Here is a 25,767-nt window from a genome sequence, read left to right as displayed (position 1 = left end):
GCCTCGGTACCCGGTCAGCTCGTCGCGGTGCCGTTGTCGTCGAGCAACTTCTGGTACCAGGCGCGGAGTTGGTCGCCGCCCTTGCTCTTCCAGTCCGACACGGCCTGCTGCATGTCGCTGATCTTCTTGCGGCCGCGGGTGATGTCGTCCTCCAACTGCTCGAAGTCGTTGCCGAGGTTGGTGTAGCGGGAGGGCTCGGTGATCATCTGCCCGTAGAAGCTGGACTTCTTGGTGAACGCGCCCATCCGCTGCTGCCACTCGACCTGCGCCTTGGCGACCTCGGGGAAGTCGGGGTGGGCGATGGTGGCGGCGGGGCTGGCGACCATGACGTAGGCGTTGATGACCTCGTTGTTGCCCTGGTCGGTCTTGGTGGGCACACCGTTCTTGACGGTGTAATGGGTGCCCTCCACGCCGTAGTTGGTGAGCATGTACTCCTTGGTGCCGTACGGCGCGGCGGTGACGTTGGCGACGGCCAGCGCGTCGCGGATCACGGACTCGGAGGCGTTCTTGCTGATGAAGGCGAAGATGCCGGCGGGCTGTTCGGCCCAGAGGCTCGGGTTGCCGCCGTCGTGGCCGAAGATGTCCATGCCCCAGATCTTGTAGGCCGGGTTCTGCGTGGCCTGTTCGGCGGTGCGGCTCCACCACTGCGAGATGTTGTTGGCGTAGATGAGGAACTCGCCGGCCGCGAACTTGGGGCCCGGGTCGGTGGCCGCGCTCTTTCCCAACTTGGCGTCGGGGTGCACGTATCCGGCGGCGAACAGCTTGCGGGTCCACTCCAGCGCCTCGAGGTACTCGGGGGTCTCGATGCGGTTGATCAGCTTGCCGTCGACGAGGTTCCAGCCGAGCGGCTTCTCGCTGCCCGAGAGCACTCCGAAGGCCTGGAAGGCGGTCCACTTCATGTCGAGGCAGGCCCACCGCTTGGCCTTGGCGTTGGTGATCTCCTTGCACAGCGCCATGAACTCGTCGGCGGAGGTGGGGATTTCGTACCCCTCCTTGTCGAAGATGTCCTTGCGGTACAGGGGCACGATGCCGGTGACGTACGGGGACGGCTGGGGCAGGCCGCGCAGCTTGCCGCCGAAGACGGAGCGTTGCCAGGCGTCCGTCGGGATCGCCGCGAGGTTCGGGTACTCCTTGATCGCGTCCCCGGAGAGGTAGGGTCCGAGGTCGGCGAACTTGTTGATGATGGCGCTGGGTATCTTGCCGCCCATGTTCCAGCCCGGGATGACCACGACATCGGGGATGTCGCTGGAGGCGAGAACCGCGCCGAGCTTCTGGTCGTAGGTGTTGCCGTCCTGGTTCTGCCAGGCCACGTCGACGCCGATCAGGGCGTTCATCGCCTTGTAGTAGGCGTTGTCGCTCTTCGGCGGGGAGCCCCAGAACGGCGACATGATGGAGACCTTGCCGCCCTTGCCGAGCTTCTTGGGCACCGAGGTCTTGAGGGTCGCGAGGTCGAGCTTGCTGGTGAAGCCGAGCGCGGAGCCGTTCTTCGCCGGGATGTCCGGGGTCACCACGTTGTTCGCGACGAAGGCCGGCAGCACCTTCTTGACGCCCTTGCCCTGCGAGGTGCCCCCGCCCGAGCCGCTGTCCGAGGCGCCGCAGGCGGAGAGCAGCGGTACCCCTCCCGCCACCGCTGCGGCGACGACCGCCGTGGAGGCGAGGAAGCTTCTCCGGCTGGGAGCGGAGGCGGCGGAGGCGTTCGGCGTCATTGCGTCAACCCTTCATGGCGCACCAGGACACCCGGCGGTGGAGCCGTCGGCTGCGGTGTCTTGAGTGGAACAGAGCACTTAGTCGAAGCGCTTCGATGTTGCTGCGAGGTTAAGTGAACGCCCGAGGGTGCACAAGGGTCGCTCCCAAGATTCCTCCGAGGTGTGCGGGGTGACCTGTCCGTATGTGCTGCTTGAAATAACGGTGAAGGTCTCTTGACACCCGCTCCTCATCGAATCAGCATCGAAGCGCTTCGAAAGAGCCGCGCCGCTCCATCGCAAGGGGAACCCCACGTGACCGCACAAACGCCGCCTACGCCGCCTTTCCGCGACCCGCAGCTGCCGTTCGCGAAGCGCATCGACGATCTGCTGGCACGGCTCACCCTCGACGAGAAGATCGGATTTCTGCACCAGTACGCGCCCGCCGTGGAGCGCCTGGGCGTCGCCGCGTTCCGCACCGGCCAGGAGGCCCTGCACGGGGTGGCGTGGATGGGCCCGGCGACGGTCTTCCCGCAGGCGGTGGGCCTGGGCGCGACCTGGAACGAGGAGCTCGTACGACGGGTCGGCGACGCGGTCTCCAAGGAGGTCCGCGCGATGCGCGCCCGCGACGACCGCGTGGGCCTCAACGTCTGGGCCCCCACGGTGAACCTGCTGCGCCACCCGCTGTGGGGCCGTAACGAGGAGGGCTACTCGGAGGACCCGAGGCTGACCTCGGCGATCGCCACCGCGTACACGCGCGGCCTGCGCGGGGACCACCCGACGTACTGGCGCACGGCTCCCGTCCTCAAGCACTGGCTGGCCCACAACAACGAGACCGGCCGCGACATCACCTCGTCCTCCGTCCGCCCGCGCGTGCTGCACGAGTACGACCTGCGCGCCTTCCGCGAGACGGTCGAGGCGGGCGCGGTGGCCGGGGTGATGCCCGCGTACAACCTGGTCAACGGCCGCCCCAACCACGTCTCGCCGTATCTGCGCGAGCACCTGCGCACCTGGACGGACGAGGACCTGCTGGTCTGCTCGGACGCGGGCGCGCCCTCCAACCTGGTCGACTCCGAGCACTACTTCGACACCCACGAGGAGGCGACGGCGGCCTCGCTGCTCGCCGGCGTGGACAGCTTCACCGACCACGGCACGGACGGCTCGACGATCGTGGCGCGGCTCCAAGGCGCCCTGGAACAGGGGCTGTTGACCGAGGCCGACATCGACGCGGCGGTACGCCGTCAGCTCTCGGTCCGGTTCCGGCTCGGCGAGTTCGACCCGGCGCACGACCCGCACGCGGGCATCCAGGACTTCGACACCCCGGCGCACCGAGCCCTCGCCCAGGAGGCCGCCGAGCAAGCGGTCGTCCTCCTCAAGAACGACGGCGACCTGCTGCCCCTCGCCCACGACACCCGTCTCGCCGTGGTCGGACTGCTCGCGGACGAGTGCAAACTCGACTGGTACAGCGGCACGTTGATCCACCGCTCCACTCCGCTGGAGGGCCTGTACGAGCGGTTCGGCGCCGAGCGCGTCGAGTTCGCGGAGGGCGTGGACCGGGTACGGCTGAAGACCTCCCAAGGCGCCTGTCTGCACGTCCCGTTGGCGGACGTGCCCGACGAAGTACGCGGCGCCGAGGGCGCGTTGGACCCCGCCCTCCTCGCGGGCCGCACCGACCTCCCCCCGCTCACCACCGACCCCACCGGCACCGAACTCGCGCTCGTCGACTGGGGCGAGGGCGTCCTCACCCTCCGCGCCCCCGACGGCCGCTACCTCTCGGTCGCCGAGGACGGTTACGTGCGCGCCTCCGCCGACCAGCCCGGCGGCTGGGTCGTCCAGGAGACATTCCGCCTGGAACCCCACGAGAACGGTCACCTCCTACTGCACATCGGCACGGGTCGCCACGTCTCTGTCGCCGCCGACGGCGTGAAGGTTGCCGAAGAGGGCGGAGAAATCTTCGAGCTGGTGATCGCCGAGCGCGGCGAGGACGCGGTGGCCCGGGTCGCCGAGGCGGCCGACGTGGTGCTCGTCGTCGCGGGCAACGACCCGCACATCAACGGCCGCGAGACCGAGGACCGTACGACGCTCCGACTCCCGCCCCAGCAGCAGCGCCTGCTGCGCGCGGCCCGCGCCGCGAACCCGAACACGGTGCTGGCGCTGGTCTCCGCGTACCCGTACACGGTCGACCCCTCCGACCTCCCCGCGATCCTGTGGACCGCCCACGGCGGCCAGGCGGCCGGCACCGCCCTCGCCCGCGTCCTCGCCGGAGACACCTCCCCCGCCGGCCGCCTCCCCCAGACCTGGTACGCGGCCGACACCGACCTGCCCGACCTCCTCGACTACGACGTGATCGGCGGCCGGCAGACCTACCTCTACTTCGAGGGCACGCCCCTGTTCCCGTTCGGCCACGGACTGTCGTACGCGTCCTTCTCCTACGGCGACCTGAGCGTCCGCGTCGAACTCGGCGCGGTGCACGTGGAGTTCACGGTCACGAACACCGGGGACGTGACGGCCGACGAGGTCGCGCAGCTGTACACACGCGCCGCCGACCCGTCGGTCCCACGCCCGCGCCGCGAACTGGTCGCGCACCGGCGCGTGACGCTGGCCCCGGGCGAGACGGCGGACCTCTCCTTCGAACTCCCGCTGTCCGCCTTCGAGTTCTGGGACGTGGCCCGGGGCGGCCACCGCCTGGAACCGGGCGGATACCACCTCCTCGTCGGCGCCTCCAGCGAGGACATCCGCCTGCGGACGACGGTGACGCTCACCGGTGAGCCCGCCGCACCCCGCGACGTCCTCCAACGAGGCCTGCCCGCGGCCGACTTCGACGAGCAGTCGGGCGGCGAGATCGTCGACCGGACGAAGGCGGCGGGCGAGGCGGTGACACCGATGAGCGGCGAGACGGCCGAACTGACGTACCGGCACTGCGACTTCGGCACCGGGGTCACGGAGGTGACCGTGCAGGTGGCGGGCGAGGGGGTCGTAGAACTGTCCCTGGACGGCGGCCCGGCACTCGCCGAACTCGCCCTGTCCACACCCACATCGGGCCCGTACGACTACACCACGCTCGGCGCCGGGATCGTCGCCGAGGGCGTGCACGACGTGCACATCAGGCTGCGCGGCCCGTTGCGGCTCGCGCACGTCGGCTTCTCCGGCTGAGGGTCCGGAAGCAGGCCGACGGAAAGCAGGGGCCCGGCACCGGAAGGCATCGGTGCCGGGCCCGCTGCAGCGAGACTACATGAAAATGGTTCCCATTAGCTAGAGCTGCCGGGTGAGAGGACGGTCAGAGCGCGAGGCCCGTGAGCACCAGCACCCGCTCGTAGGTGTAGTCGTCCATCGCGAACTTCACGCCCTCGCGGCCGACACCGGACTGCTTGGCGCCGCCGTAGGGCATCTGGTCGGCGCGGTAGGACGGGACGTCGCCGATCACGACACCGCCGACCTCGAGCGCGCGGTGGGCACGGAAGGCGACCTGCACGTCATGGGTGAACACCCCTGCCTGGAGGCCGTACTTGGAGTCGTTGGCAGCAGCGAAGGCGGCGGCCTCGCCGTCCACCTTCGTCACGGTCAGCACCGGTCCGAAGACCTCCTCGCAGGAGATCGTCACATCTGCCGGTACGTCCGTGAGCACGGTCGGCGCGTACGAGGCGCCGTCGCGCTTGCCGCCGGTGAGGAGGGTGGCGCCGGCGTCGACGGCCTCCTGGACCCACGACTCGACGCGCTGCGCGGCGGCCTCGCTGACCAGCGGGCCGACATCGGTCTTGGCGTCGCTGGGGTCACCGGTGACCTGGGCCTCGACGGCGGCGACTATGCGCGGGAGGAGACGGTCGTAGACGGCCGCGTCGGCGATGACCCGCTGCACGGAGATGCAGGACTGGCCGCCCTGGTAGTTGGAGAAGGTGGCGATACGGGTCGCGGCCCAGTCGAGGTCGGCGTCGGAGGAGTAGTCCCCGAGGACCACGGCCGCGCCGTTGCCGCCCAGCTCCAGGGTGCAGTGCTTGCGCGGCACCGAGTCCATGATCGCGTAGCCGACCTTCTCCGAACCGGTGAAGGAGATCACCGGCAGCCGCTCGTCCTGGACGAGGGCGGGCATGTGGTCGTTGGCGACCGGCAGGATGCTCCACGCGCCGGCGGGCAGTTCGGACTCGGCGAGCAGGTCGCCGATGATCAGGCCGGAGAGCGGGGTGGCCGGGGCCGGCTTGAGGATGATCGGCACGCCGGCCGCGATCGCGGGGGCGATCTTGTGGGCGCACAGGTTCAGCGGGAAGTTGAAGGGCGCGATGCCGAGCACGACGCCCTTCGGGAAGCGCCGGGTGAGAGCGAGCCGGCCCTGGCCGCCGGCGTCGGTGTCGAGGCGCTGGGCCTCACCGCCGTTGAAGCGCCGCGCCTCCTCGGCCGCGAACCGGAACACGGACACGGCCCGGCCGACCTCGCCGCGCGCCCACTTGATCGGCTTGCCGTTCTCGTCGGAGATCAGCTGCGCGATCTCCTCGGTGCGCTCGGCGAGACGCCGGCTGACGTGGTCGAGGGCGGCGGCGCGGACGTGGGCGGGGGTCGCGGCGAACTCGTCCCGTACGGCGTACGCGGCGGCCACCGCCTCCTCGACCTGGGCGTCGGTCGGCACGCTGACCTTGCCGACGAGGCGTCCGTCCCACGGGGAGGTGACGTCGAAGGTGTCCTCGCCCGTGGCCTGACGGCCGGCGAGCCAGAAGGCGTGGGTGGAAGTCATGTCCCGGCCCTTCCGCGTTGGGGGTGGTCTTGGGGCTTCTCGGTCAACCGTAGGTGCGGGGAGGCCGCGGTGCGTTTAGCCGAGTCGTAGTGGTACCGGACGGGAACAGTACAGTTCGTCAGGGCCCGCCCCTCCGCGGCGGCCACCACTCCACAGAGGCCGTCACTCCGCGGCAGCTGTCGCCTTCAGGGCCAGCCACAGCTCCATCCGCACGTCCGGATCGTCCAGCGACCGGCCGAGGATCTCCTCGACCCGCCGCATCCGGTACCGCAGGGTGTGCCGGTGCACCCCGAGGTCGGCCGCCGCCGCGTCCCACTGTCCGTGCCGGGACAGCCACGCCCGCAGCGAGGCGACCAGGTCCCCGCGCCCGGTCGCGTCGTGCTCGGAGAGCGGCCGTAGCAACCCGTCCGCGAACGCCCGTACCGCGTCGTCGGCGAGCAGCGGCAGCACCGACCCGGCCGCCAGTTCCTCGTGCTCGACGAAGACCCGCCCGCGCCGCCGGGCCACCGACAACGCCTGTTCCGCCTGCTTGTAGGCGGCAGCGGCGGCGATGGGTCCGGCCGGTGCGGAGAGTCCCACGACCGGTCCGTCGTCCTCGGCCTGCTCCCGTACGTCCGAGGAGGCGCGCTCGGCCTCCAGCGCCGCCGCGTACTCGCGGCAGGCCTCGACGGCCGCGCCCCCGTCGACGGCGAGCACGACCAGCCGCTCCGACTCCTGCGGCCCTTCCGGTACGACGAGAACCGCCTCCCCGGAGCGGGCCGCCGCCGACTCCATGACCTCGGCGAGTCCGCCCAGCGGGTCGCGGTCCGCGCCGGTGCCCTCCCCCACGATCACCCGGAACGGAGCGTCGAGGAGCGCTCCGAACAGGTCCCCGGCGACCGCCCGCGCGTGGTCCGGCTGTCCGGCGAGCAGCATCCGCAGCACCGCCGCGCCGATCCGCTGCTCGGCGGCCTGCAGGGAACGTGAGCGTTCGGTGGTGAGGGTCAGGAGCGCGATCGCCGAGTGGACGGCGTACCGTTCCGCCGTCCCGAGCGCGGCGGCGGTCCCCACCGCGAGGGCTGCCTTCGGGCGTCGGCCGGTGCCGAGGGAGTGCAGTTCGACGCGGTCCTCGTTGTCCGGGAGGCCCACCACGGAGGAGGCGGGCGCGGGGCGCTCCCGCAGCCGTTCCACGTCCGCCGTGAGCCGGGCGGCCCGGCGGCCCGCCCACTCCGGTGCGGCGGCGACTACGGCGCCGGACGTGTCGTAGAGCGCGGCCCATCCGTCGACCTGCGAGGCGAGCGCGGCGAGCAGCCCCTCCGGGCCGTCGGTGAGGGCCTGCCGGGTCAGCTCGCGCTGCGCGGCGAACCCCGCGGTCACGGACCGGTACTGGTCGGCGGCGATCGCGGCGGAGACGGCCTTGCTGATCGCGAGGAACGGGGTCCGCCGGGGCACTTCCAACAACGGCAGCCCCTCCTCCTCCGCCGTGTCGACCAGCGCCTTCGGAATCTCGTCGTAGTTGACCCCGACAGCGAACCCGAGCCCCACGACCCCCGCCCCCACCAGCCGCTTCACATACCGCCGCATGGCCTTGGGGTCCTCCGCGTCCAGCTTCAACGCGGTGATCAGCAGCAGTTCCCCGCCCTCCATGTACGGCACCGGGTCGGCCAGCTCGCTGACATGCGCCCAGCGCACAGGCACGTCCAGACGGTCCTCGCCGGCGCGCACGGTGAGCTTGAGCGCGGAATGGTGGACGAGCGAGGCGAGGGTGGGGGGCATGGGGCCTTCAGTCGAAGAAGATCAAGCGCGGGCGATCAGTGCGATATTTTGGCCGCCGCGTATGAACGGCCTGTGCCGATTCTGCCTCACCGTACGGTCGTGACGCCCCCGTATGTCCGGTTCAGTGCCCCTGGCCGCGCAGATCCACGAGCAGCGGAGGCGCGTGTTCCCCCTTCACGCTGGTCAGGGACAGCACCGCGTGTCCGGCCGGCACACCGTGCGCCAGTTCGGACGCGGACCAGCGTTCCCGCTCGACCTGGCGGACGGTCACGGCCTCCGTGGTAACGGCCTTGCCGGTGACCAGTTTGCGGAGGGCGTGGATGGCGCGGGTCATGGGCTGATCGGCGAAGACGGTGTGCTTGGCGACGTCCGTGGTCTCCACCCACTCGGTGCCCCAGGCCTGCGCGAAGCGGCTGCCGTCCCAGGTGGTGACGCCGGCCAGCGCCATCCGGCAGCCGACCGCGCCGTAGAGCGGGCCGTGCAGGGCCTCGGGCACGTCGCCGACGGTGCGCAGGGCGAGGACGACACCCGCGTCCTCGGAGCGCAGCCGCTGGATCCTGCGCAGTGACTCGGTGGTCACGGTGCCGGTGGCGTCGTCGAGCACGAGGCAGGCGAAGTGCCCGCGCTCACGGCCGCGCACCAGCGCGGTGAACTGCGCGAGGACCAGCCTGGTGAGCACCTTGGCCGCCTCGTCGTGCCCGTGCTCGGGCAGGTCGATACGGACCCGCAGCGGATGATGGGCGACGGCTCGCAGCGAGAACGGCCGTGCGGTCCCGCCCCCCGCTCCGAAGAACTCGGCGAACACCGGGCGGTCGAGCAGCGCGAGCCGGTCCGCGAGGGCCTGGCCGGGGTCGTTGCCACCGCCGGCGTGGCGCATGCGGGAGTCGAGTTCGCGCCGCATCATGGCGTGCCCGTCGTCGGCGAGCGCCCCGCTCAGCTCCGACAGTACCCTCGGCTCGCCCTCGAGGAGTTCGCGCAGTACGGGCAGTGCGGGGAACCTCCCGTACGCGGCCCGGTAGGGCCCGAGGAGCTGGGCCAGGGCACCGGCGGCACGCTGCGTGTCCACCGTGTCGAGGTCTCCGACCAGGGCCTCCGCGAGCAGGGCGGCGGCCTCGTCGGGGTCGCCGGACTCGGCGTACGGGTCGAGGTCGTGGACGGACGCCGGATCCCCGACGCGAACGATCACGTCGAAGGCGTCGTCCGCGCCGAGCGGTTCGCCGGCCGCGCACACCACGACGACGGCGCACCGGCCGGTGAGGGCCTGGAGGGTGAGGTTCTCGACCAGCGGCCGCACCACGTGCCGTGTCTTGCCCGAACCCGAGGGTCCGACGACGAGCAGCGAGGTCCCCAGCGTGTCCGGGCCGAGCGCGGTGCCGACACCGCGGTAGGCGAGCGAGGTGCGCTCACCCGCCGCCCAGGTCCCGATCCGCACCTGACCGGCGAGCAGGTCGTGCCGCGCGATACGGCCGGGCAGGTCACGGGAGCCGGACGGGTGGGTCCAGGCACTGCCGGCGGCCCGCAGCACGGTGCGGGTGAAGGAGGAGAGGTCGCCCGTCCGCCGGGCCCGCTGCCAGGCGTGCTCGACGCGCGCGCAGTCCACGTCGTTCATCCGCCCCGCCAGCACCTCGTGGGTGAGGACGTCCGCGGCCTCGAACTGCCCTGCCTCCCGCAGTTCGGGCCAGTGGGCGCGTGACCCGTCGGCCGGCGCCGGCGCGGCGGCGACCGGCTCACTCGGGGCGTGCCGCTCCCGGAGCAGTGGCAGCCAGCCGCCGATCCGGGCGAACGGCCACAGGAGCAGCACACCGATGACGACGTAGAGCAGGTTGCCCATCAGCGGTGTGGAGATGAAGTCGTAGCCGCCAGGGAAGAGGTTGATGAGGTGGTAGATGGGCCCGGCCACCGGAAGCGCGTTCCAGCCGACGTCGAAAACGCTCGGGATCACGACCAGGTTCTCGGCGACCACGGCGCCCAGCAGCGCGAGCAGCGCCCGGGCCGGCTGCGGGCGGCGTGTGACGAGGTGCCGGACGATCTCCGGCCAGCTCCCCAGGCGCCCCATGCCGTAGACCAGGACGGCGAAGAACACGCCGTCGGCCACCGCCACGGCGTCGAAGCCCTTGCCCTTGGGTGCCGTGGTGCCTGCCCACCACCAGTCCTCCGGGGTGAACACCCTCAGCAGCGCCCATTGGTAAGGGATGCTGCCGTGCTTCCACAGCGACCACAGCACCATGCCGACGACGAGCGGGACGAGGACGCCGACGATGGTGATCGGTGACAGGCGCTCGGTGTTCTTCTCCGGCTTGGGCACGCGGTACCCGAACCGCCAGATTCCGGGGCCGGCGGCGGGCCGGGGCTCGTTGAGCCAGTCGGCAACGGCGGTGCCGGCCGCGCCCGGGGCGTGCGTCGGCCTCGGCGGGACTCCGGGCGCCTCCGTGGGCCGTGCCGGACGCGGCACAGGATTCGCATGCGTACCCCGCGCGTCCCGCGTCCCGTCGCTGTCCATCGTCCTCGCCCTCGCCCCTTGACCAGCCGTTCCGTACACCGTCAGCGAGTCAATCTAACGCGCCCAGAAGGGGAGTTCACCGTTTACGCGCCCGGGCCCACCGCAAGCTCCGCGAACCCGGCACTGTCCACCACGGACAACCCGCGGCGCCGACACCGCCCACATGGAGCATGCCCACCCCTCGCCCCCGGTCCTAGCCTGCGAGAAAGGAAGAAAAAGAAACAGGACAGCGCGCAAGCGTCCGCACCACCCCAGGAGCCCCTCATGACCGCACTTCCGCAGGAGCGCCGCGTCGTCACCGCGATCCCCGGCCCGAAGTCCCAGGAGCTGCAGGCCCGCCGTACCGCGGCGGTCGCGGCCGGTGTGGGTTCCGTGCTGCCCGTGTTCACCGCGCGCGCGGGCGGCGGGATCATCGAGGACGTCGACGGGAACCGGTTCATCGACTTCGGTTCCGGTATCGCGGTGACGAGCGTCGGCGCCTCCGCCGAGGCCGTCGTACGCCGTGCCACCGCGCAGCTCGCCGACTTCACCCACACCTGTTTCATGGTCACGCCCTACGAGGGGTACGTCGAGGTCGCGGAGGCGCTCGCCGAGCTGACCCCGGGCGACCACGCCAAGAAGTCCGCGCTGTTCAACTCCGGCGCCGAGGCCGTCGAGAACGCCGTGAAGATCGCGCGGGCCTACACCAAGCGCCAGGCCGTCGTCGTGTTCGACCACGGCTACCACGGCCGGACCAACCTCACCATGGCGCTGACCTCGAAGAACATGCCGTACAAGAACGGCTTCGGGCCGTTCGCGCCCGAGGTGTACCGCGTGCCGGTGGCCTACGGCTACCGGTGGCCGACCGGTCCCGACAACGCCGGTGCCGAGGCCTCCGCGCAGGCCATCGACATGATCAACAAGCAGATCGGCGCCGACAACGTCGCCGCGATCATCATCGAGCCGGTCCTCGGCGAGGGCGGCTTCATCGAGCCGGCGAAGGGCTTCCTGCCGGCGCTGAGTGAATTCGCCAAGGCCAACGGGATCGTGTTCGTCGCCGACGAGATCCAGTCCGGGTTCTGCCGTACGGGTCAGTGGTTCGCGTGCGAGGACGAGGGTGTCGTCCCGGACCTGATCACGATCGCGAAGGGGATCGCGGGCGGGCTGCCGCTCGCCGCCGTGACCGGGCGCGCCGAGATCATGGACGCCGCGCACGCCGGTGGGCTCGGGGGTACGTACGGCGGCAACCCGGTCGCCTGCGCCGGTGCGCTCGGTGCCATCGAGACCATGAAGGAGCTCGACCTCAACGCCAAGGCGAAGAACATCGAGGCCGTGATGAAGGCCCGGCTCGGTGCCATGGCGGAGAAGTTCGACATCATCGGCGATGTGCGGGGGCGCGGCGCGATGATCGCCATCGAGCTGGTCAAGGACCGTACGACCAAGGAGCCGAACCCGGAGGCGACGGCCGCGCTGGCCAAGGCCTGCCACCAGGAGGGGCTGCTGGTCCTGACCTGTGGCACCTACGGCAACGTCCTCCGCTTCCTGCCCCCGCTGGTCATCGGGGACGACCTGCTGACCGAGGGCCTCGACATCATCGAGCAGGCGTTCGCACGCATCTGAGCCACCCTCTCCCGTACTTCCCGGCCACAGGGAACCCACAGCTCCCGCGCAGGGGCCGCACCCCACACGTCCCACCCGCCCCAGCCCTTTCATCCTTGATGATTCACAGGCTGGGGCGGCGGGCGTCAGGCCGTGTGAAGAAGGTGTGCGGGGTGCATGACGGGACGCGAATCCGCCTGTCTTCCCTCCAGTCACTGCCGTAGGTTCTACCCAGATGAGAGATACACCCCGCCCACAGGGGACTGTGGGCGACTTCAGGACGAGGCCTCCCCAGCTTCGCCCTGGTCGTGCCCTCGCGCACACAACAGGAGCCTCCGGCTCCGAATCTCCTCACCGATCGGACAGTCGCCCGCCCCAAACCCCCCGGGGCGGCCGACGTTCCGATCCGGACGGCCGGCTCGGAACTACCCCCCCTGTTCCGGGCCGGCCGACCTCCTTTTTCTGGCTCCTTCTCGCCCTTCCCGCGCTGCTCTTCGCGGTGATCACCTGGCAGGTGGCCTCCGACGGCCCGCTCCTCCGCTCGGACGAGCGCCTGAGCCGCGCACTCGTCCACCCGGACCGCTTCTCCGAACTCCTCGCCGACCTCGGCAACGTCCAGGTCGCGGTACCTGTTCTCCTGGTGGTCCTTCTCTACGTCGCCCGGCGCGGCCGTTCCAGTGGTACGGACCGCTGGTGGCCGGCACCCCTCGCGGCGGCCGTGCTGATGGCCCTGGTCCCGGCGCTGGTCGTCCCCGTCAAGGAACTGATCGCCCGCGGCGGCACCCCGGCCGTCCCGCCCGGCACCGGCTACTACCCCTCCGGCCACACGGCCACCGCGATGATCGCGTACGGTGCCTCGACGCTCGTCCTCCTTCCTTGGCTCCGGACGTCGTACGCCCGCCGCGGAGCCGTCGCCGTCTGCGCCCTCCTCGTCGCCGCCGTCAGCTTCGGGCTGGTCCGGCGGGGCTACCACTGGCCACTGGACGTGGTGGCCAGTTGGTGCCTCGGGACCGTGCTGCTCGCCTCGCTGCGGCTGTTGCTCGCCCGCTTTCGGAGCGAGAGCGAACCTCAGCCGAAGTAGCCGTCGAACGTCTTCTGGAACTCCCAGTTCGAGTAGCGGTCCCAGTTGATCGACCAGGTCATCAGGCCGCGCAGGGTCGGCCAGGTGCCGTGGGTCGTGTACGAGCCGCAACTCACCTTCTTCGTCAGGCAGTCCAGGGTTTTCGTGACCTCGGCAGGGGCCACGTAGCCGTTGCCCGCGTTGACCGACGCCGGCATGCCGATGGCGATCTGGTCGGGGCGCAGGGCCGGGAACACGTTGGTGGTGTCGCCCGCGACCGGGAAGCCGGTGAGCAGCATGTCGGTCATCGCGATGTGGAAGTCGGCGCCGCCCATGGTGTGGTACTGGTTGTCGAGACCCATGATCGGGCCCGAGTTGTAGTCCTGGACGTGCAGCAGGGTGAGGTCGTCGCGCAGGGCGTAGATGACGGGCAGATACGCTCCGCACCTCGGGTCCTGGCCGCCGAACTTGCCGGTGCCGTAGAACTGGTAGCCCATCTGCACGAAGAACGTCTCCGGTGCCATGCTCAGCACGAACTTCGAGCCGTACTTGGCCTTCAGGGTCTTCAGGGCCGCGATCAGGTTGACGACCACGGGAGTCGTGGGGCTCTTGAAGTTGGTGTCGCTCGCGTCCAACGACAGCGAGTGGCCCTCGAAGTCGATGTCGAGGCCGTCGAGGCCGTAGGTGTCGATGATGTTCGAGACCGACGACACGAAGGTGTCCCTGGCTGCCGTTGTGGTCAGTTGGACCTGGCCGTTGGCGCCGCCTATGGAGATCAACACCTTCTTCCCCGCCGCCTGTTTGGCCTTGATCGCCGCCTTGAAGTCGGCGTCGCTCTCGACGTTCGCGCACTCGCTGACCGGGCAGCGGTTGAAGCGGATGTCGCCCGAGGTGGCGGAGGTGGGTTCGCCGAAGGCCAGGTCGATGACGTCCCAGCTGTCGGGGACGTCGGCCAGGCGCGTGTAGCCGGAGCCGTTGGCGAAGCTCGCGTGGAGGTAGCCGACGAGGGCGTGAGTGGGGAGGCCGGTGCTGGGGCCCGAGCCGGTGGACGTGGTCGCGGTGACCGCCGCCGACTTCGCGGACTCGCCCGCGTCGTTCACCGCCGTGACCTGGAAGCTGTACGCCGTCGCGGCCGTAAGACCGCTCACGGTGGCCGAAGTCCCGCTCGCCGTCTGGACTTTCACTCCGTCGCGGTAGATCGCGTAGCTCGTCGCGCCGGTGACGGCGGACCAGGAGAGGGCGACGGAGGAGGATGTGATCGTGCCAACGGCGAGGCCGGTGGGGGTGGTTGGCGGCTGGCCCGGGTCGACCGCCGGGCCGGTGAGGGAGATGTCGTCGGCGTAGTAGGCGCCGGTGGCGTACCAGCCGTGGGTGTAGATCGTGACCTTGGTGGTGGACGCGCCGGTGGTGAAGCTGGTCGTCAACCGCTGCCAGTCGGGGGCCGATTGAGTCCAGGTGGAGACGTCGGTGGTGCCGGTGCCGCTCGCGCCGAGGTAGACGTAGCTGCCGCGGACGTAGCCGCCGAGCGAGTACTGCGAGTTCGGTTTCACGGTCACCGTCTGCGCGCACTGGGCGTAGTCGTTGCCGGCCGGGGTCGCCTGCAACGCCGAACTGCCGCCGTGCACGGGCGACTTGACCGTCGTACCGCTGCTCGCGGAGCACGACCAGTTGTCGAGGCCGGACTCGAAGCCTCCGTTCTTCGCCAGGTCCGCGTCGGCCGCACGGGCGGCCGACGAGAGTGCGGTGATGCCGGGTACGGCCAGCAGGGCGGCCGTGAGCATGGCGAGGACAGGTCTGGAGCGATCCACAAGTGCCTCCGGGCATGGGGGAATTGGAGGGGTGGAGCGCGCCCAATTTGGTCCAGACCAATTCGCTTGTCAAGACCTCCCGGTGCCGCGACCTCGTATGTCGGGACTTCTGTCGGCTACCCGTCCTCCCCTTCCGTCGCCAGCCCCGCCGCCGCCTCGTGCATGGCGAGTTCGAGGAGCGCGGGATCGGTCAGGGTGCCGGAGCCGTCCGGCGGTACCAGCCAGCGGACTCCGCCGGTCGACCGGCCGGGGTACGGCACGACGATCCAGGTGCCGGGTCCCGCCGTGCGGATCCCGGTGCCGAGCCAGCGGGCGGCGGTACCGGGCGGTACCAGGAAACCCATGCGTGCGTCGCCGAAGTCGACGAGTACCGGGCCCAGTTGATCGATGACCCGGGTGAGCACATCGAGCGTGGGATAACCGAGCTCACCCGGCAGGATGAGTACGTCCCAGGCCTTGCCGGCGGGCAGCAGCGCGATCCCCTGGGGGTTGCGCTCCCATTCCCAGCGGCAGGCCTCCGGATCCGGAGCCACGGATGCCAGCCACTCGACGGCCGTCTTCGCCCCAGTCATGAGGAGACCTCCCTTTCTCATGTCGACGCTGGTCGCGTCACAGGAGAGAGGGAGGTCGGCCCACGGCATTACGCGGGTTTTCGCACCTCGAAGGAGTGAACCGGGTCACACCCCGCAGGTGGGGCTCAACTGTCGAAGCCCAGGCCCAGCTTGTCTATCGTCCTCAGCCACAGGTTGCGCCGGCCGCCGTGGTCGTCGGCGCGGGCCAGCGACCACTTGGTGAGCGCGATGCCGGTCCAGGCGAAGGGCTCGGGCGGGAAGGGCAGCGGCTTCTTGCGGACCATCTCGAGTTCCGTGCGCTCGGTCCGCTCCCCCGCGAGCAGGTCCAGCATCACGTCCGCGCCGAAACGGGTGGCGCCGACACCGAGACCGGTGAAGCCCGCCGCGTACGCCACCCTGCCCTGGTGGGCGGTGCCGAAGAACGCCGAGAAGCGCGAGCAGGTGTCGATCGCGCCGCCCCACGCGTGGCTGAAGTTGAGCCCCTCCAGCTGCGGGAAGCAGGTGAAGAAGTGCTCCGCCAGCTTGGCGTACGTCTCCGGCCGGTCGTCGTACTCGGCGCGCACCCGGCCGCCGTACGGGTAGATCGCGTCGTAACCGCCCCACAGGATGCGGTTGTCGGCGGAGAGCCGGAAGTAGTGGAACTGGTTCGCCGAATCGCCCAGGCCCTGGCGGTTCTTCCAGCCGATCGACGCCAACTGGTCGCCGGAGAGCGGCTCGGTCATCAACGCGTAGTCGTAGACCGGGACGGTGTACGAGCGGACGCGCTTGATCAGGTTCGGGAAGATGTTGGTGCCGAGCGCGACCCGGCGGGCGCGGACCGAGCCGTAGGGGGTCCGTACGGCCATGCCGGCGCCGTACGGCTTGAGGGCGAGGGCGGGGGTGTGTTCGTAGATCCGGACGCCGAGCCCGAGGCAGGCGCGCTTCAACCCCCAGGCCAGTTTGGCCGGGTTGAGCATCGCGACGCCCCGGCTGTCGTAGAGGCCGGCGAGGAAGGTCGGCGAATCGACCTGTTCGCGGACCGCTTCCGCGTCGAGGAACTCGGTGCCTTCGGCGAGGCCCTTGCTCGCCAACTCGGCGTGCCAGTCGTGGAGTTCCTCGGCCTGGTGGGGTTCGGTGGCGACGTCGATCTCGCCGGTGCGCTCGAACTCGCAGTCCAGGGAGTAGCGGGCGACCGCGCTCTCGATCTCGTCGAGGTTGCGGGCGCCCAGCTCCTCCAGTTTGTGGATCTCGTCGGGCCAGCGGGTGAGGCCGTTGGACAGGCCGTGGGTGAGGGAGGCGGCGCAGAAGCCGCCGTTGCGGCCCGAGGCGGCCCAGCCCGCCTCGCGGCCTTCCAGCAGGACGACATCCCGCTGCGGGTCGCGCTCTTTCGCGATGAGCGCGGTCCACAGTCCGCTGTAGCCGCCGCCGACGACCAGCAGATCGCAGGTCTCGGCGCCGGTGAGCGCGGGCTCGGGGTGGGGTTTGCCGGGGTCGTCCAGCCAGTACGGGACCGGCCGGGCTTCGGAGAGAGATTTGGTCCAGTTGTTGCTGCGGCTCATGGCGCTCGGGGCCATGATTTCAACTCCCTACAGGGCGCTAGCGGTTATGCCTTTACCTTGTTGCGGCGGTTGGTGATCACCATGGAGGCAAGCACCAACAATACGGCGACGAGGAACATGGCCGTACCGATGACATTGATCTGAACGGGTGTCCCGCGCTGTGCCGAACCCCAGACGAACATGGGGAACGTGACGGTCGAACCCGCGTTGAAATTGGTGATGATGAAATCGTCGAAGGAGAGCGCGAAGGAGAGCAGCGCGCCCGCCGCGATTCCGGGGGCCGCGATGGGGAGGGTGACCCTGACGAACGTCTGCACCGGCCCGGCGTAGAGGTCCCGGGCCGCCTCCTCCAGGCGCGGGTCCATCGACATCACGCGGGCCTTGACGGCGGTGACGACGAAGCTGAGGCAGAACATGATGTGGGCGATCAGGATGGTGTAGAAGCCCAGTTGGGCGCCCATGTTGAGGAACAGGGTGAGCAGCGAGGCCGCCATGACGACCTCGGGCATCGCCATCGGCAGGAAGATCAGCGAGTTGACGGCGCCGCGCGCGCGGAAGCGGTAGCGGACCAGCGCGAAGGCGATCATCGTGCCGAGGACGGTGGCGCCGATGGTCGCCCAGACGGCGATCTGGAGGCTGATGCTCAGCGAGCCGCACATGTCGGCGACACCGCACGGCTGCTTCCAGGCGTCCAGCGAGAATTTCTGCCACTCGTAATTGAAGCGCCCCTTCGGCTTGTTGAAGGAGAACACCGTGACGATGACGTTCGGGAGGAGGAGATATCCGAGCGTCAACAGGCCGGCGATGACTACGAAATGGCGCTTGAACCAGCGTACGACTGCCATTTAGACCAGATCCTCCGTCCCGGACTTGCGAATGTAGATGGTCACCATGGCGAGAATGGCGGCCATGAGGACGAAGGAGAGTGCCGCCGCCGTCGGGTAGTCCAGAATGCGCAGGAACTGCGTCTGGATGACGTTGCCGATCATGCGGGTGTCGGTGGAGCCGAGGAGTTCGGCGTTGACGTAGTCACCGGCCGCCGGGATGAAGGTCAGCAGGGTGCCGGAGACGACGCCGGGCATCGACAGCGGAAAGGTGACCTTGCGGAAGGTGGTGAAGGGCTTGGCGTACAGGTCGCCGGCCGCTTCGTGCAGCCGTCCGTCGATGCGCTCCAGCGAGGTGTAGAGCGGGAGCACCATGAACGGCAGGAAGTTGTACGTCAGTCCGCAGACGACCGCGAGTGGCGTGGCCAGCACACGGTCGCCCGAGGTCCAGCCGAGCCAGTTGGTGACGTCCAGGACGTGCAGCGTGTTGAGGGCGCTGACGACCGGGCCGCTGTCCGCGAGGATCGTCTTCCAGGCCAGCGTGCGGATCAGGAAGCTGGTGAAGAACGGCGCGATCACCAGGATCATGATCAGGTTGCGCCAGCGTCCCGCGCGGAAGGCGATGAGGTACGCGAGCGGGTAGCCGAGCAGCAGACAGAGGATCGTCGCGGCGGCGGCGTACAAGCCCGAGCGCACGAACTGCGGCCAGTACTCGGACACCGCGTCCCAGTAGGTCGAGAAGTGCCAGGTGACCTTGTAGCCGTCCTCCAGGGAGCCCGTCTGGATCGACGTGGAGCCCTGGTAGATCATCGGCAGCGCGAAGAAGACGATCAGCCAGAGAATGCCGGGCAGCAGCAGCCAGTACGGCGTCCAGCGGCCCCTCTTGCGCGGAGGCTTCTTCTCCGGCGCCGGTGCCAGGGGCGGCGCCTCGGTGACAGCGGCCATCAGGCGGCCTCCTCCTCGGTGTCGACGCCCGCGTCGATGTCCTGCGCCGCGTCGAGGCCGAAGGTGTGGGCCGGGTTCCAGTGCAGGACCACGTCGGCGCCGGGCCGGAGCCGGGAGTCGCGGTCGATGTTCTGGGCGTAGACCTCGAACTCGGGGCAGACCGGGCTGTCGATGACGTACTGGGTGGAGACGCCGATGAAGCTGGAGTCGGCGATCTTGCCGGTGATGCGGTTGCGGCCGGCCGGGATCTCGCCCGCGTCGTCGGCGGGCGTGAGGGTGATCTTCTCCGGGCGTACGCCGACCAGGACCTTGCCGCCGGTCGTGGTGGGCGCGGAACATCGCGCCTCGGGGAGGACGAGCTTGCCGCCGCCCGCCTTGAGGACGATGTCGTCACCGCTCTTGGAGTCGACCTCGGCCTCGATGAGGTTGGAGGTGCCGAGGAAGTTGGCGACGAAGGTGGTGTTCGGGTTCTCGTAGAGGTCGCTGGGCGAGCCGAGCTGCTCGACACGGCCCGCGTTCATCACGGCGACCGTGTCGGCCATGGTCATGGCCTCCTCCTGGTCGTGCGTGACGTGGACGAAGGTGATGCCGACCTCGGTCTGGATGCGCTTGAGCTCCAGCTGCATCTGGCGGCGCAGTTTGAGGTCGAGGGCGCCGAGGGGCTCGTCGAGGAGCAGCACCTTGGGGTGGTTGATCAGCGCGCGGGCCACCGCGACCCGCTGCTGCTGGCCGCCCGACAGCTGGTGCGGCTTCTTGCGCGCCTGCTCGCCGAGCTGGACCAGGTCGAGCATGTCGACGACCTGCTGCTTCACCGACTTGATGCCGCGCCGGCGCAGACCGAAGGCGACGTTCTCGAAAATGTCGAGGTGCGGGAAGAGGGCATACGACTGGAAGACGGTGTTCACCGGCCGCTTGTAGGGCGGGAGATTGGTGACTTCCTGGTCGCCGAGGTGGACGGTGCCGGAGGAAGGTTCCTCCAGACCGGCGATCATGCGCAGAGTGGTCGTCTTGCCGCAGCCGGACGCACCGAGCAGGGCGAAGAACGACCCCTGGGGCACGGTCAGGTCCAGCGGCTGCACTGCTGTGAAGCCGTTGTCGTAGGTCTTGCTGATACCGGAGAGGCGGACGTCGCCGCTGGTGTCCTTGGTGTTCATCGTCGTCACGCCCCTGTGAGCTTTGCGAACTTCTGCTGGTAGGCCGTCTCTTCCTTCGAGCTCAGGGAGCGGAAGGCGTGGGACTTGGCCGCCATGGCCTTGTCGGGAAGGATCAGCGGGTTGCTCGCCGCCGACTTGTCGATCTTCGCGAGATACGGCTTCACGTCCCCTACCGGGCTGACGTAGTTGACGTAGGCGGCGAGTTCGGCGGCCGGTTCGGGCTCGTAGTAGTAGTCGATCAGCCGCTCGGCGTTCGTCTTGTGGCGCGCCTTGTTGGGGATCAGCAGGTTGTCGGTCGACGTCATGTAGCCGGCCTCGGGGATGACGTAGCCGACGTCCGGGTTGTCCGACTGGAGCTGGACGATGTCGCCGCCCCAGGCGACACAGGCCGCGAAGTCGCCCTTGGTGAGGTCGGACGTGTAGTCGTTGCCCGTGAAGCGGCGGATCTGGCCCTTGTCGACGGCCTTCTGGAGGCGGGCGATGACCGCGTCGTAGTCGTCGGTGGTGAACTTCGCCGGGTCCTTGCCCATGTCGAGCATGGTCATGCCGACGCTGTCGCGCATCTCGGTGAGGAAGCCGACACGGCCCTTGAGCTTGGGGTTGTCGAGCAGGTCCGAGATCGACTTCACCTCGACGCCGTCGAGCGCCTTCTTGTTGTAGGCGATGACGGTCGAGATGCCCTGCCATACGTACGAGTACGCCCGGCCGGGGTCCCAGTCGGGGCTGCGGAACTGGTCCGACAGGTTGGCGTAGGCGTGCGGCAGGTTGGAGGCGTCCAGTTTCTGGACGTAGCCCAGGCGGATCATGCGGGCGGCCAGCCAGTCGGTGAGGACGATCAGGTCGCGGCCGGTGGGCTGGCCTGCGGCGAGCTGCGGCTGGATCTTGCCGAAGAACTCGTCGTTGTCGTTGATGTCCTCGGTGTACTTGACCTTGATGCCGGTCCGCTTGGTGAACGCGTCCAGGGTGGGCCGGTGCTTGCCGCTGTCGTCCGTGTCGATGTACTCGGGCCAGTTGGAGAAGTCGATCTCCTTCTCCGTGGCCGAGTGGTCGTCGGCGGACACACCGCCCTGCGTCTTGCCTGCTGCGGGGATCCCGCAGCCGCTCAGGGCCCCGAGACCGCCGACCGCGAGCGCGCCGCCGGCGGAGGCGCGCAGCACCGAACGACGGGTCCACGCGGACCTGCTCTTGCGGAAGCTGCGCCGGACGGCGGCCACTTCGGCCGGGGTCAGGCGGTCGGGCTCGTACTGCTTCATGCGCGTGCTGCCCTTTCGGGAGGAGACGGCCGCGGCTTGGGCGGCCGTCAGTTCTGCTATCGGTCCCCGAAGATCGTGCGGTGCCAGTCCTTCCTGGCGACCGCGGTGTTGTCGAACATGACGTGCTTGATCTGGGTGTACTCCTCGAAGGAGTAGGCGGACATGTCCTTGCCGAAGCCGGACGCCTTGTAGCCGCCGTGGGGCATCTCGCTGATGATCGGAATGTGGTCGTTGATCCACACGCAGCCGGCCTTGATCTCGCGGGTCGCGCGGCCTGCCCGGTAGACGCCCTGGGTCCACGCGGAGGCGGCGAGGCCGTACGGGGTGTCGTTGGCGAGCGCGATGCCCTCGTCGTCGCTGTCGAAGGGCAGCACCACGAGCACCGGGCCGAAGAGCTCCGACTGCACGATCTCGCTGTCCTGGGCGGCGTCCGCGACCAGGGTGGGGCGATAGTACGCGCCGTTCTTGAGATCTCCCTGAGGAGCCTCGCCGCCGGTCACCACGCGCGCGTAGCCACGCGCCCGGTCGACGAACCCGGCGACGCGGTCGCGCTGGACGTGCGAGATCAGCGGACCGAGGTCGGTGCCCGGGGCGAAGGGATCGCCGACCCGGACGCCCGCCATGAGGGCGGCGGTCTTCTGGACGAACGCTTCGTAGAGGGGCCTTTGCACGTACGCGCGCGTGGCGGCCGTGCAGTCCTGCCCGGTGTTGATGAGCGAACCGGCGACGGCTCCGTTGACGGCGGCTTCGAGATCCGCGTCGTCGAAGACCACGAAGGGCGCCTTGCCGCCGAGCTCCAGGTGGATGCGCTTGACGGTGGCGGTCGCGATCTCGGCGACGCGCTTGCCGACGGCGGTGGAGCCGGTGAAGGAGGTCATGGCCACGTCCGGGTGGCCGACGAGATGCTCACCGGCCTCCTTCCCGGTCCCCGTGACGATGTTGATGACACCGTCCGGGATACCGGCCTCGGTGGCGGCCTGCGCGAACATCAGCGAGGTCAGCGGGGTGAGCTCGGCGGGCTTGAGCACGATCGTGTTGCCGGCGGCGATCGCCGGGAGGATCTTCCAGGCGGCCATCTGGAGGGGATAGTTCCAGGGCGCGATGGAGCCGACGACACCGATGGGTTCACGGCGTACGTACGACGTGTGGTCGCCCGAGTACTCACCGGCGGACTGCCCCTGCAGATGCCGTGCGGCACCGGCGAAGAAGGCCGTGTTGTCGATGGTCCCGGGGATGTCGAACTCGCGGGTCAGCTTGAGGGGCTTGCCGCACTGGAGGGACTCGGCGCGGGCGAAGTCGTCCGCGCGCTCGGCGAGCACGGCGGCGAAGCGGTGCAGCGCGTCGGAGCGCTCGCCGGGGGTGGCGCCCGACCAGCCCGGGAAGGCGGCGCGGGCGGCGGCGACGGCCGCGTCCACGTCGGCCGTGCCGGCCAGCTCGTACGTGTACACGTCCTCGCCGGTGGCGGGGTCGACGACCGCGTGGGTGTGGCCCGAGGTGCCCTTGGTCAGGCGGCCCGCGATGAACTGCGCGCCGTCCGCGAAGTACTCCTGAGCGGGGAATCGGTCCGGGGTTGCGCTGCCCGGGTTGTGCATGTCGCTCTCCTCCGCCTTCGCCCCGCTTCGTCCGCTGGCGGGTGGCGTAGCTCCAGCTCGATTTGAATGCCGATCCTGACAGAGCAAAGGGACTCCAACAAGTGATTCCGTTGTTGCCTTTTGGTTACGCGACGGAATCCTTCGACCAGGTGTCGAGTCCATACGGAAAAGGGGGGACGGAGTGTCAGTGGTGCCTGCAAGACTCGCGTGTATGGACGGGATCACGGGGAAGCTCGCGGCGGACGCCGCGCAAAAGATCGATTCGCAGGAAGCCCTGATCAGGGAAGTGCGCGCCGGGACCAAGGTCAAGTACCTGCACTTCTGGGGCCACCGCCCCCGCCCGGACGGCCGCGTGAGCGCGAGCTGCCTGAGCCAGTGGTGGCCGTCGCCGTTCACCGTGGACGGGGTGACGTATGCGACCGCAGAGCACTGGATGATGGCCGGCAAGGCGCGACTCTTCGGCGACGAGGACGCCCTCGCGCGGGTGCTGGCGGCGGGCCATCCGTCCGTGGCGAAGAAGGCGGGGCGCCTGGTGCGCGGCTTCGACGAGGAGACCTGGGCGCGGGAGCGGTTCGGGATCGTCGTCGAGGGGAGCGTCCACAAGTTCGCGGCGGACGAGGAACTCCGGGCGTTTCTGCTGGGTACGGGGAATCGGGTGCTCGTGGAGGCGAGTCCCGTGGACCGCGTGTGGGGGATCGGGCTGGCCGCGGATGATCCGGGGGCGGGGGATCCGGAGCGGTGGCGGGGTCCGAATCTGCTGGGGTTCGCGTTGATGGAGGCTCGGGGGCGGGTGGGGTAGGGGCGGGACCTCTGCGGGGACGGGGGTTGGAGGTGGTGGGGGTGCCGGGGCCGCCGGAGGGCTTCGGCTGCTGTTGGTTGGGCTGGCCGCTGGGAGGCCCGGGGTGGCCGAAGCGGGGGTTGGGCAAGCCCCGGGGCATATCCGGCGAAGGCACTTCGCCACGGCCGGGTTCGCGCTGATGGAGACCCTTGGGGGGGGCTTCGGCGGGCGCGCCTCGGGGACCTGTTGGGGGAAGGTGCTGCGGCCGTCGCTGGGCTCGCGGTCGTGGAGGGCGGGGGCGAGCGCGAGGTACGTATCGGGGAGCGCGGTGCTGATGCAGTTTGGGCTCGCGCGACCGGGAGCCGGGAACGGCTGAGGCAGAAGGTCGAGGCGAGCCCGGGATGCGTTGGGGAGGCGCTTGGGCTGCGGTCGCGGCGCGTGACAGTGGAAGGCACGGGCTGCGGCGGGATGCGTTGGGGAAGGCGCTTCGGCCACAGCTGGGTTCGCGCTGACGGCAGTCCAGGGGCGGCCGAGGTCAGAGGTCGAGGCGAGCCCGGGGTTCGGTCGGGAAAGCGCGTCGGCTGCAGTTGCGGCGCGTGACGATGGAGGGCCGGGGCGGCTTCCACGGGGCGCGCTGGGGAAGGCGCTTCGGCCACAGCTGGGTTCGCGCTGACGGCAGTCCGGGGGCGGCCGAGGTCAGAGGTCGAGGCGAGCCCGGGGTTCGGTCGGGAAAGCGCGTGGGCTGCGGTTGCGGTGCGCGTTGGTGGAGGGCCGGCATCGCTTCAGCAGGGCTCGCATCGGGAGGCGTATTGGGGATGACGCTGCGGCCGGGCTGGCGATGACCGAGGGCCGGGGCGGCTTCGGTGGGTGGACCTCGGGGGCCTGCCGGGGAAGGCGCTTCGGCCGCGACCGGACTCGCGCCGCGGAGGGCCTGGGGCGCGCTACGGCGGGGCGAGCCGCAAGGGTGTGTCGGAGGGGGCGGCTGTTGTGGTCAGCTCTGGGGCGGGATGGGGGCCGACAGGGCGGGCGCGGAGTTGTAGGACGAGGTCGAGCCGGAGTCCTGGTTGTCGTTCCCGTTCTGGTAGACCGCGAAGCCGATGACCAGCAGGGCGATCACGGCGAGGCCGAGGATGATGCCGATGATCCCCGTGACCAGACCTGCCTGGGCCTGACCCCGGTTCGTGGCCTGGCCCCGGTCCGCGCGCTTCTTGCCCTTCACGCCGAGGACTACGGCGATGATGCCGAGGATCAGGGAGACGATGCCGTAGATGCAGAACAGGCAGCAGGACAGGATGCCCAGCACCAGGGCCACGGTGCCCAGGTTGTTCTGCGGGGCCATCGGCATACCGGGCCAGCCGTAGCCCTGCGGGTAGCCGGGGTAGCCGTAGCCGCCGGGCATGCCGGGTGCGCCCGGGGCGTTGGGCGGGCCGTAACCGGGGGCGCCGTAGCTGGGGAGGCCGGGGGGTGTGCCTACGTTGCCGGGGTGGCCCGGCGGTGTGCCGGGCCCGCCGTAGCCGGGGGCGCCGGACGGGTGCGGGACTCCGGATGCGCCGGAAGGAGGCGGAGTTCCGGGCACTCCGGAGGCAGGTGGAGCGAAGCCGTCGGACGGGAGGGCGGTCATGGTGGGCTGGTAGTGCAGGGACGGCGGCTGGTCCTGCGGGGGCGGCTGCTGGCCGGGGGCGGGTGGCTGTGCGCGCTTGTCCAGTGATGGCTTGCTCTCCGGGGGTGCCCACGGGTCGTCGTTCGCTCCCGCGCTGCCGTCCGGCTGCGTCTGGTCCCCCATGTCCCGTCCCCGTCCCCGTCGGTCGACCGTCAGGCGGACCATGCTAGAGCGTTCACGTGACAGTTCCGCCATACGTGCGGCGCCTCGGGTACCGGCCGGGTTCGGCGCGACCAGGTGTCCGCCGCCGGCCCGCTGCCCGCCAACACCGCACACCACACACCGCGAACGGCGCCACCGATCCCGACCGGCGCGTCAGCCCTCACCGGCACCCCACCAGCCCCA

The 25,767-nt window shown here is 70.0% G+C and carries 17 protein-coding genes; 4 read left to right on the top strand and 13 right to left on the bottom strand.

All coding sequences use genetic code 11. The features are described 5' to 3' along the window. Positions 1-14: 14 nt before the first annotated feature. Complete coding sequence (locus SSP08S_RS47885) at positions 15-1,706, bottom strand: extracellular solute-binding protein (RefSeq protein WP_019074782.1); 1,692 nt, start codon at positions 1,704-1,706, stop codon at positions 15-17. 291 nt (positions 1,707-1,997) lie between these two features. On the opposite strand from SSP08S_RS47885, the gene SSP08S_RS47880 reads away from it, so the two are divergent. After that, positions 1,998-4,835 (top strand): glycoside hydrolase family 3 C-terminal domain-containing protein, encoded by a 2,838-nt coding sequence (locus SSP08S_RS47880; RefSeq protein WP_019074781.1) that lies wholly within the window; start codon positions 1,998-2,000, stop codon positions 4,833-4,835. 124 nt (positions 4,836-4,959) lie between these two features. Here SSP08S_RS47880 and SSP08S_RS47875 read toward each other — a convergent pair whose 3' ends face one another. The 3 genes from SSP08S_RS47875 to SSP08S_RS47865 form a co-directional block, all read right to left on the bottom strand. After that, positions 4,960-6,405: an aldehyde dehydrogenase family protein gene (locus SSP08S_RS47875; protein ID WP_019074780.1), complete on the bottom strand. Its 1,446-nt coding sequence runs from the start codon at positions 6,403-6,405 to the stop codon at positions 4,960-4,962. Between the two features lie 162 nt (positions 6,406-6,567). Beyond that, entirely contained in the window at positions 6,568-8,160 is a 1,593-nt protein-coding gene (locus SSP08S_RS47870) for a PucR family transcriptional regulator (RefSeq protein ID WP_019074779.1), read from the bottom strand. Positions 8,161-8,281: 121 nt separating this feature from the next. Continuing rightward, positions 8,282-10,660, bottom strand: a complete 2,379-nt coding sequence (locus SSP08S_RS47865; RefSeq protein ID WP_019074778.1) for a hypothetical protein — start codon at positions 10,658-10,660, stop codon at positions 8,282-8,284. Positions 10,661-10,924: 264 nt separating this feature from the next. Between SSP08S_RS47865 and gabT the strand changes: the two genes are divergently transcribed. Together gabT and SSP08S_RS47855 are read left to right on the top strand one after the other, a co-directional pair. After that, on the top strand, positions 10,925-12,259 hold the full coding sequence (gabT, locus tag SSP08S_RS47860) for a 4-aminobutyrate--2-oxoglutarate transaminase (protein WP_019074777.1): 1,335 nt from the start codon (positions 10,925-10,927) through the stop codon (positions 12,257-12,259). Positions 12,260-12,737: 478 nt separating this feature from the next. Then, on the top strand, positions 12,738-13,319 hold the full coding sequence (locus SSP08S_RS47855) for a phosphatase PAP2 family protein (RefSeq protein WP_051106125.1): 582 nt from the start codon (positions 12,738-12,740) through the stop codon (positions 13,317-13,319). Here the strand turns inward: SSP08S_RS47855 and SSP08S_RS47850 are convergent. From SSP08S_RS47850 to SSP08S_RS47815, 8 genes are all read right to left on the bottom strand, one after another. After that, entirely contained in the window at positions 13,307-15,079 is a 1,773-nt protein-coding gene (locus SSP08S_RS47850; RefSeq protein WP_019074775.1) for a chitinase, read from the bottom strand. The genes SSP08S_RS47855 and SSP08S_RS47850 overlap by 13 nt on opposite strands. Before the next feature lie 143 nt (positions 15,080-15,222). Then, on the bottom strand, positions 15,223-15,678 hold the full coding sequence (locus SSP08S_RS47845) for a bifunctional DNA primase/polymerase (RefSeq protein WP_019074774.1): 456 nt from the start codon (positions 15,676-15,678) through the stop codon (positions 15,223-15,225). Positions 15,679-15,803: 125 nt separating this feature from the next. Beyond that, on the bottom strand, positions 15,804-17,231 hold the full coding sequence (locus tag SSP08S_RS47840) for an NAD(P)/FAD-dependent oxidoreductase (RefSeq protein WP_019074773.1): 1,428 nt from the start codon (positions 17,229-17,231) through the stop codon (positions 15,804-15,806). Between the two features lie 29 nt (positions 17,232-17,260). After that, the gene (locus SSP08S_RS47835) at positions 17,261-18,061 is read right to left on the bottom strand and encodes an ABC transporter permease (protein WP_019074772.1); all 801 of its coding nucleotides are present in this window, start codon (positions 18,059-18,061) and stop codon (positions 17,261-17,263) included. Further along, the gene (locus SSP08S_RS47830) at positions 18,062-18,985 is read right to left on the bottom strand and encodes an ABC transporter permease (protein WP_019074771.1); all 924 of its coding nucleotides are present in this window, start codon (positions 18,983-18,985) and stop codon (positions 18,062-18,064) included. After that, entirely contained in the window at positions 18,985-20,139 is a 1,155-nt protein-coding gene (locus tag SSP08S_RS47825; protein ID WP_051106124.1) for an ABC transporter ATP-binding protein, read from the bottom strand. Before SSP08S_RS47825 ends, SSP08S_RS47830 begins: the two co-directional genes overlap by 1 nt. Before the next feature lie 5 nt (positions 20,140-20,144). After that, positions 20,145-21,392 (bottom strand): ABC transporter substrate-binding protein, encoded by a 1,248-nt coding sequence (locus tag SSP08S_RS47820; protein WP_019074769.1) that lies wholly within the window; start codon positions 21,390-21,392, stop codon positions 20,145-20,147. A 56-nt stretch (positions 21,393-21,448) separates the two neighbouring features. After that, positions 21,449-22,984: a gamma-aminobutyraldehyde dehydrogenase gene (locus SSP08S_RS47815; protein ID WP_019074768.1), complete on the bottom strand. Its 1,536-nt coding sequence runs from the start codon at positions 22,982-22,984 to the stop codon at positions 21,449-21,451. Between the two features lie 211 nt (positions 22,985-23,195). On the opposite strand from SSP08S_RS47815, the gene ybiA reads away from it, so the two are divergent. Then, the gene (gene ybiA / locus SSP08S_RS47810; RefSeq protein WP_019074767.1) at positions 23,196-23,783 is read left to right on the top strand and encodes a riboflavin biosynthesis intermediates N-glycosidase; all 588 of its coding nucleotides are present in this window, start codon (positions 23,196-23,198) and stop codon (positions 23,781-23,783) included. A 970-nt stretch (positions 23,784-24,753) separates the two neighbouring features. Here ybiA and SSP08S_RS47800 read toward each other — a convergent pair. Continuing rightward, positions 24,754-25,545, bottom strand: coding sequence for a DUF4190 domain-containing protein (locus SSP08S_RS47800; RefSeq protein ID WP_043260345.1), 792 nt, complete (start codon positions 25,543-25,545; stop codon positions 24,754-24,756). Between the last annotated feature and the right edge of the window lie 222 nt (positions 25,546-25,767).

Origin of the sequence: Streptomyces hokutonensis, assembly GCF_000376565.1 — a bacterium.
Classification (GTDB): Bacteria; Actinomycetota; Actinomycetes; order Streptomycetales; family Streptomycetaceae; genus Streptomyces; species Streptomyces hokutonensis.
This window is presented reverse-complemented; position numbering and strand designations above follow the sequence as displayed.

What these genes read in the sequence shown, in the direction of transcription:
- SSP08S_RS47830 (WP_019074771.1), bottom strand. Translation starts at nt 18,985, where the DNA reads ATGGCCGCTGTCACCGAGGCGCCGCCCCTGGCACCGGCGCCGGAGAAG.
- SSP08S_RS47865 (WP_019074778.1), bottom strand. Translation starts at nt 10,660, where the DNA reads ATGGACAGCGACGGGACGCGGGACGCGCGGGGTACGCATGCGAATCCT.
- SSP08S_RS47845 (WP_019074774.1), bottom strand. Translation starts at nt 15,678, where the DNA reads ATGACTGGGGCGAAGACGGCCGTCGAGTGGCTGGCATCCGTGGCTCCG.
- gabT (WP_019074777.1), top strand. Translation starts at nt 10,925, where the DNA reads ATGACCGCACTTCCGCAGGAGCGCCGCGTCGTCACCGCGATCCCCGGC.
- SSP08S_RS47820 (WP_019074769.1), bottom strand. Translation starts at nt 21,392, where the DNA reads ATGAAGCAGTACGAGCCCGACCGCCTGACCCCGGCCGAAGTGGCCGCC.
- SSP08S_RS47825 (WP_051106124.1), bottom strand. Translation starts at nt 20,139, where the DNA reads ATGAACACCAAGGACACCAGCGGCGACGTCCGCCTCTCCGGTATCAGC.
- ybiA (WP_019074767.1), top strand. Translation starts at nt 23,196, where the DNA reads ATGGACGGGATCACGGGGAAGCTCGCGGCGGACGCCGCGCAAAAGATC.
- SSP08S_RS47850 (WP_019074775.1), bottom strand. Translation starts at nt 15,079, where the DNA reads ATGCTCACGGCCGCCCTGCTGGCCGTACCCGGCATCACCGCACTCTCG.
- SSP08S_RS47875 (WP_019074780.1), bottom strand. Translation starts at nt 6,405, where the DNA reads ATGACTTCCACCCACGCCTTCTGGCTCGCCGGCCGTCAGGCCACGGGC.
- SSP08S_RS47815 (WP_019074768.1), bottom strand. Translation starts at nt 22,984, where the DNA reads ATGCACAACCCGGGCAGCGCAACCCCGGACCGATTCCCCGCTCAGGAG.
- SSP08S_RS47800 (WP_043260345.1), bottom strand. Translation starts at nt 25,545, where the DNA reads ATGGGGGACCAGACGCAGCCGGACGGCAGCGCGGGAGCGAACGACGAC.
- SSP08S_RS47885 (WP_019074782.1), bottom strand. Translation starts at nt 1,706, where the DNA reads ATGACGCCGAACGCCTCCGCCGCCTCCGCTCCCAGCCGGAGAAGCTTC.
- SSP08S_RS47835 (WP_019074772.1), bottom strand. Translation starts at nt 18,061, where the DNA reads ATGGCAGTCGTACGCTGGTTCAAGCGCCATTTCGTAGTCATCGCCGGC.
- SSP08S_RS47870 (WP_019074779.1), bottom strand. Translation starts at nt 8,160, where the DNA reads ATGCCCCCCACCCTCGCCTCGCTCGTCCACCATTCCGCGCTCAAGCTC.
- SSP08S_RS47840 (WP_019074773.1), bottom strand. Translation starts at nt 17,231, where the DNA reads ATGGCCCCGAGCGCCATGAGCCGCAGCAACAACTGGACCAAATCTCTC.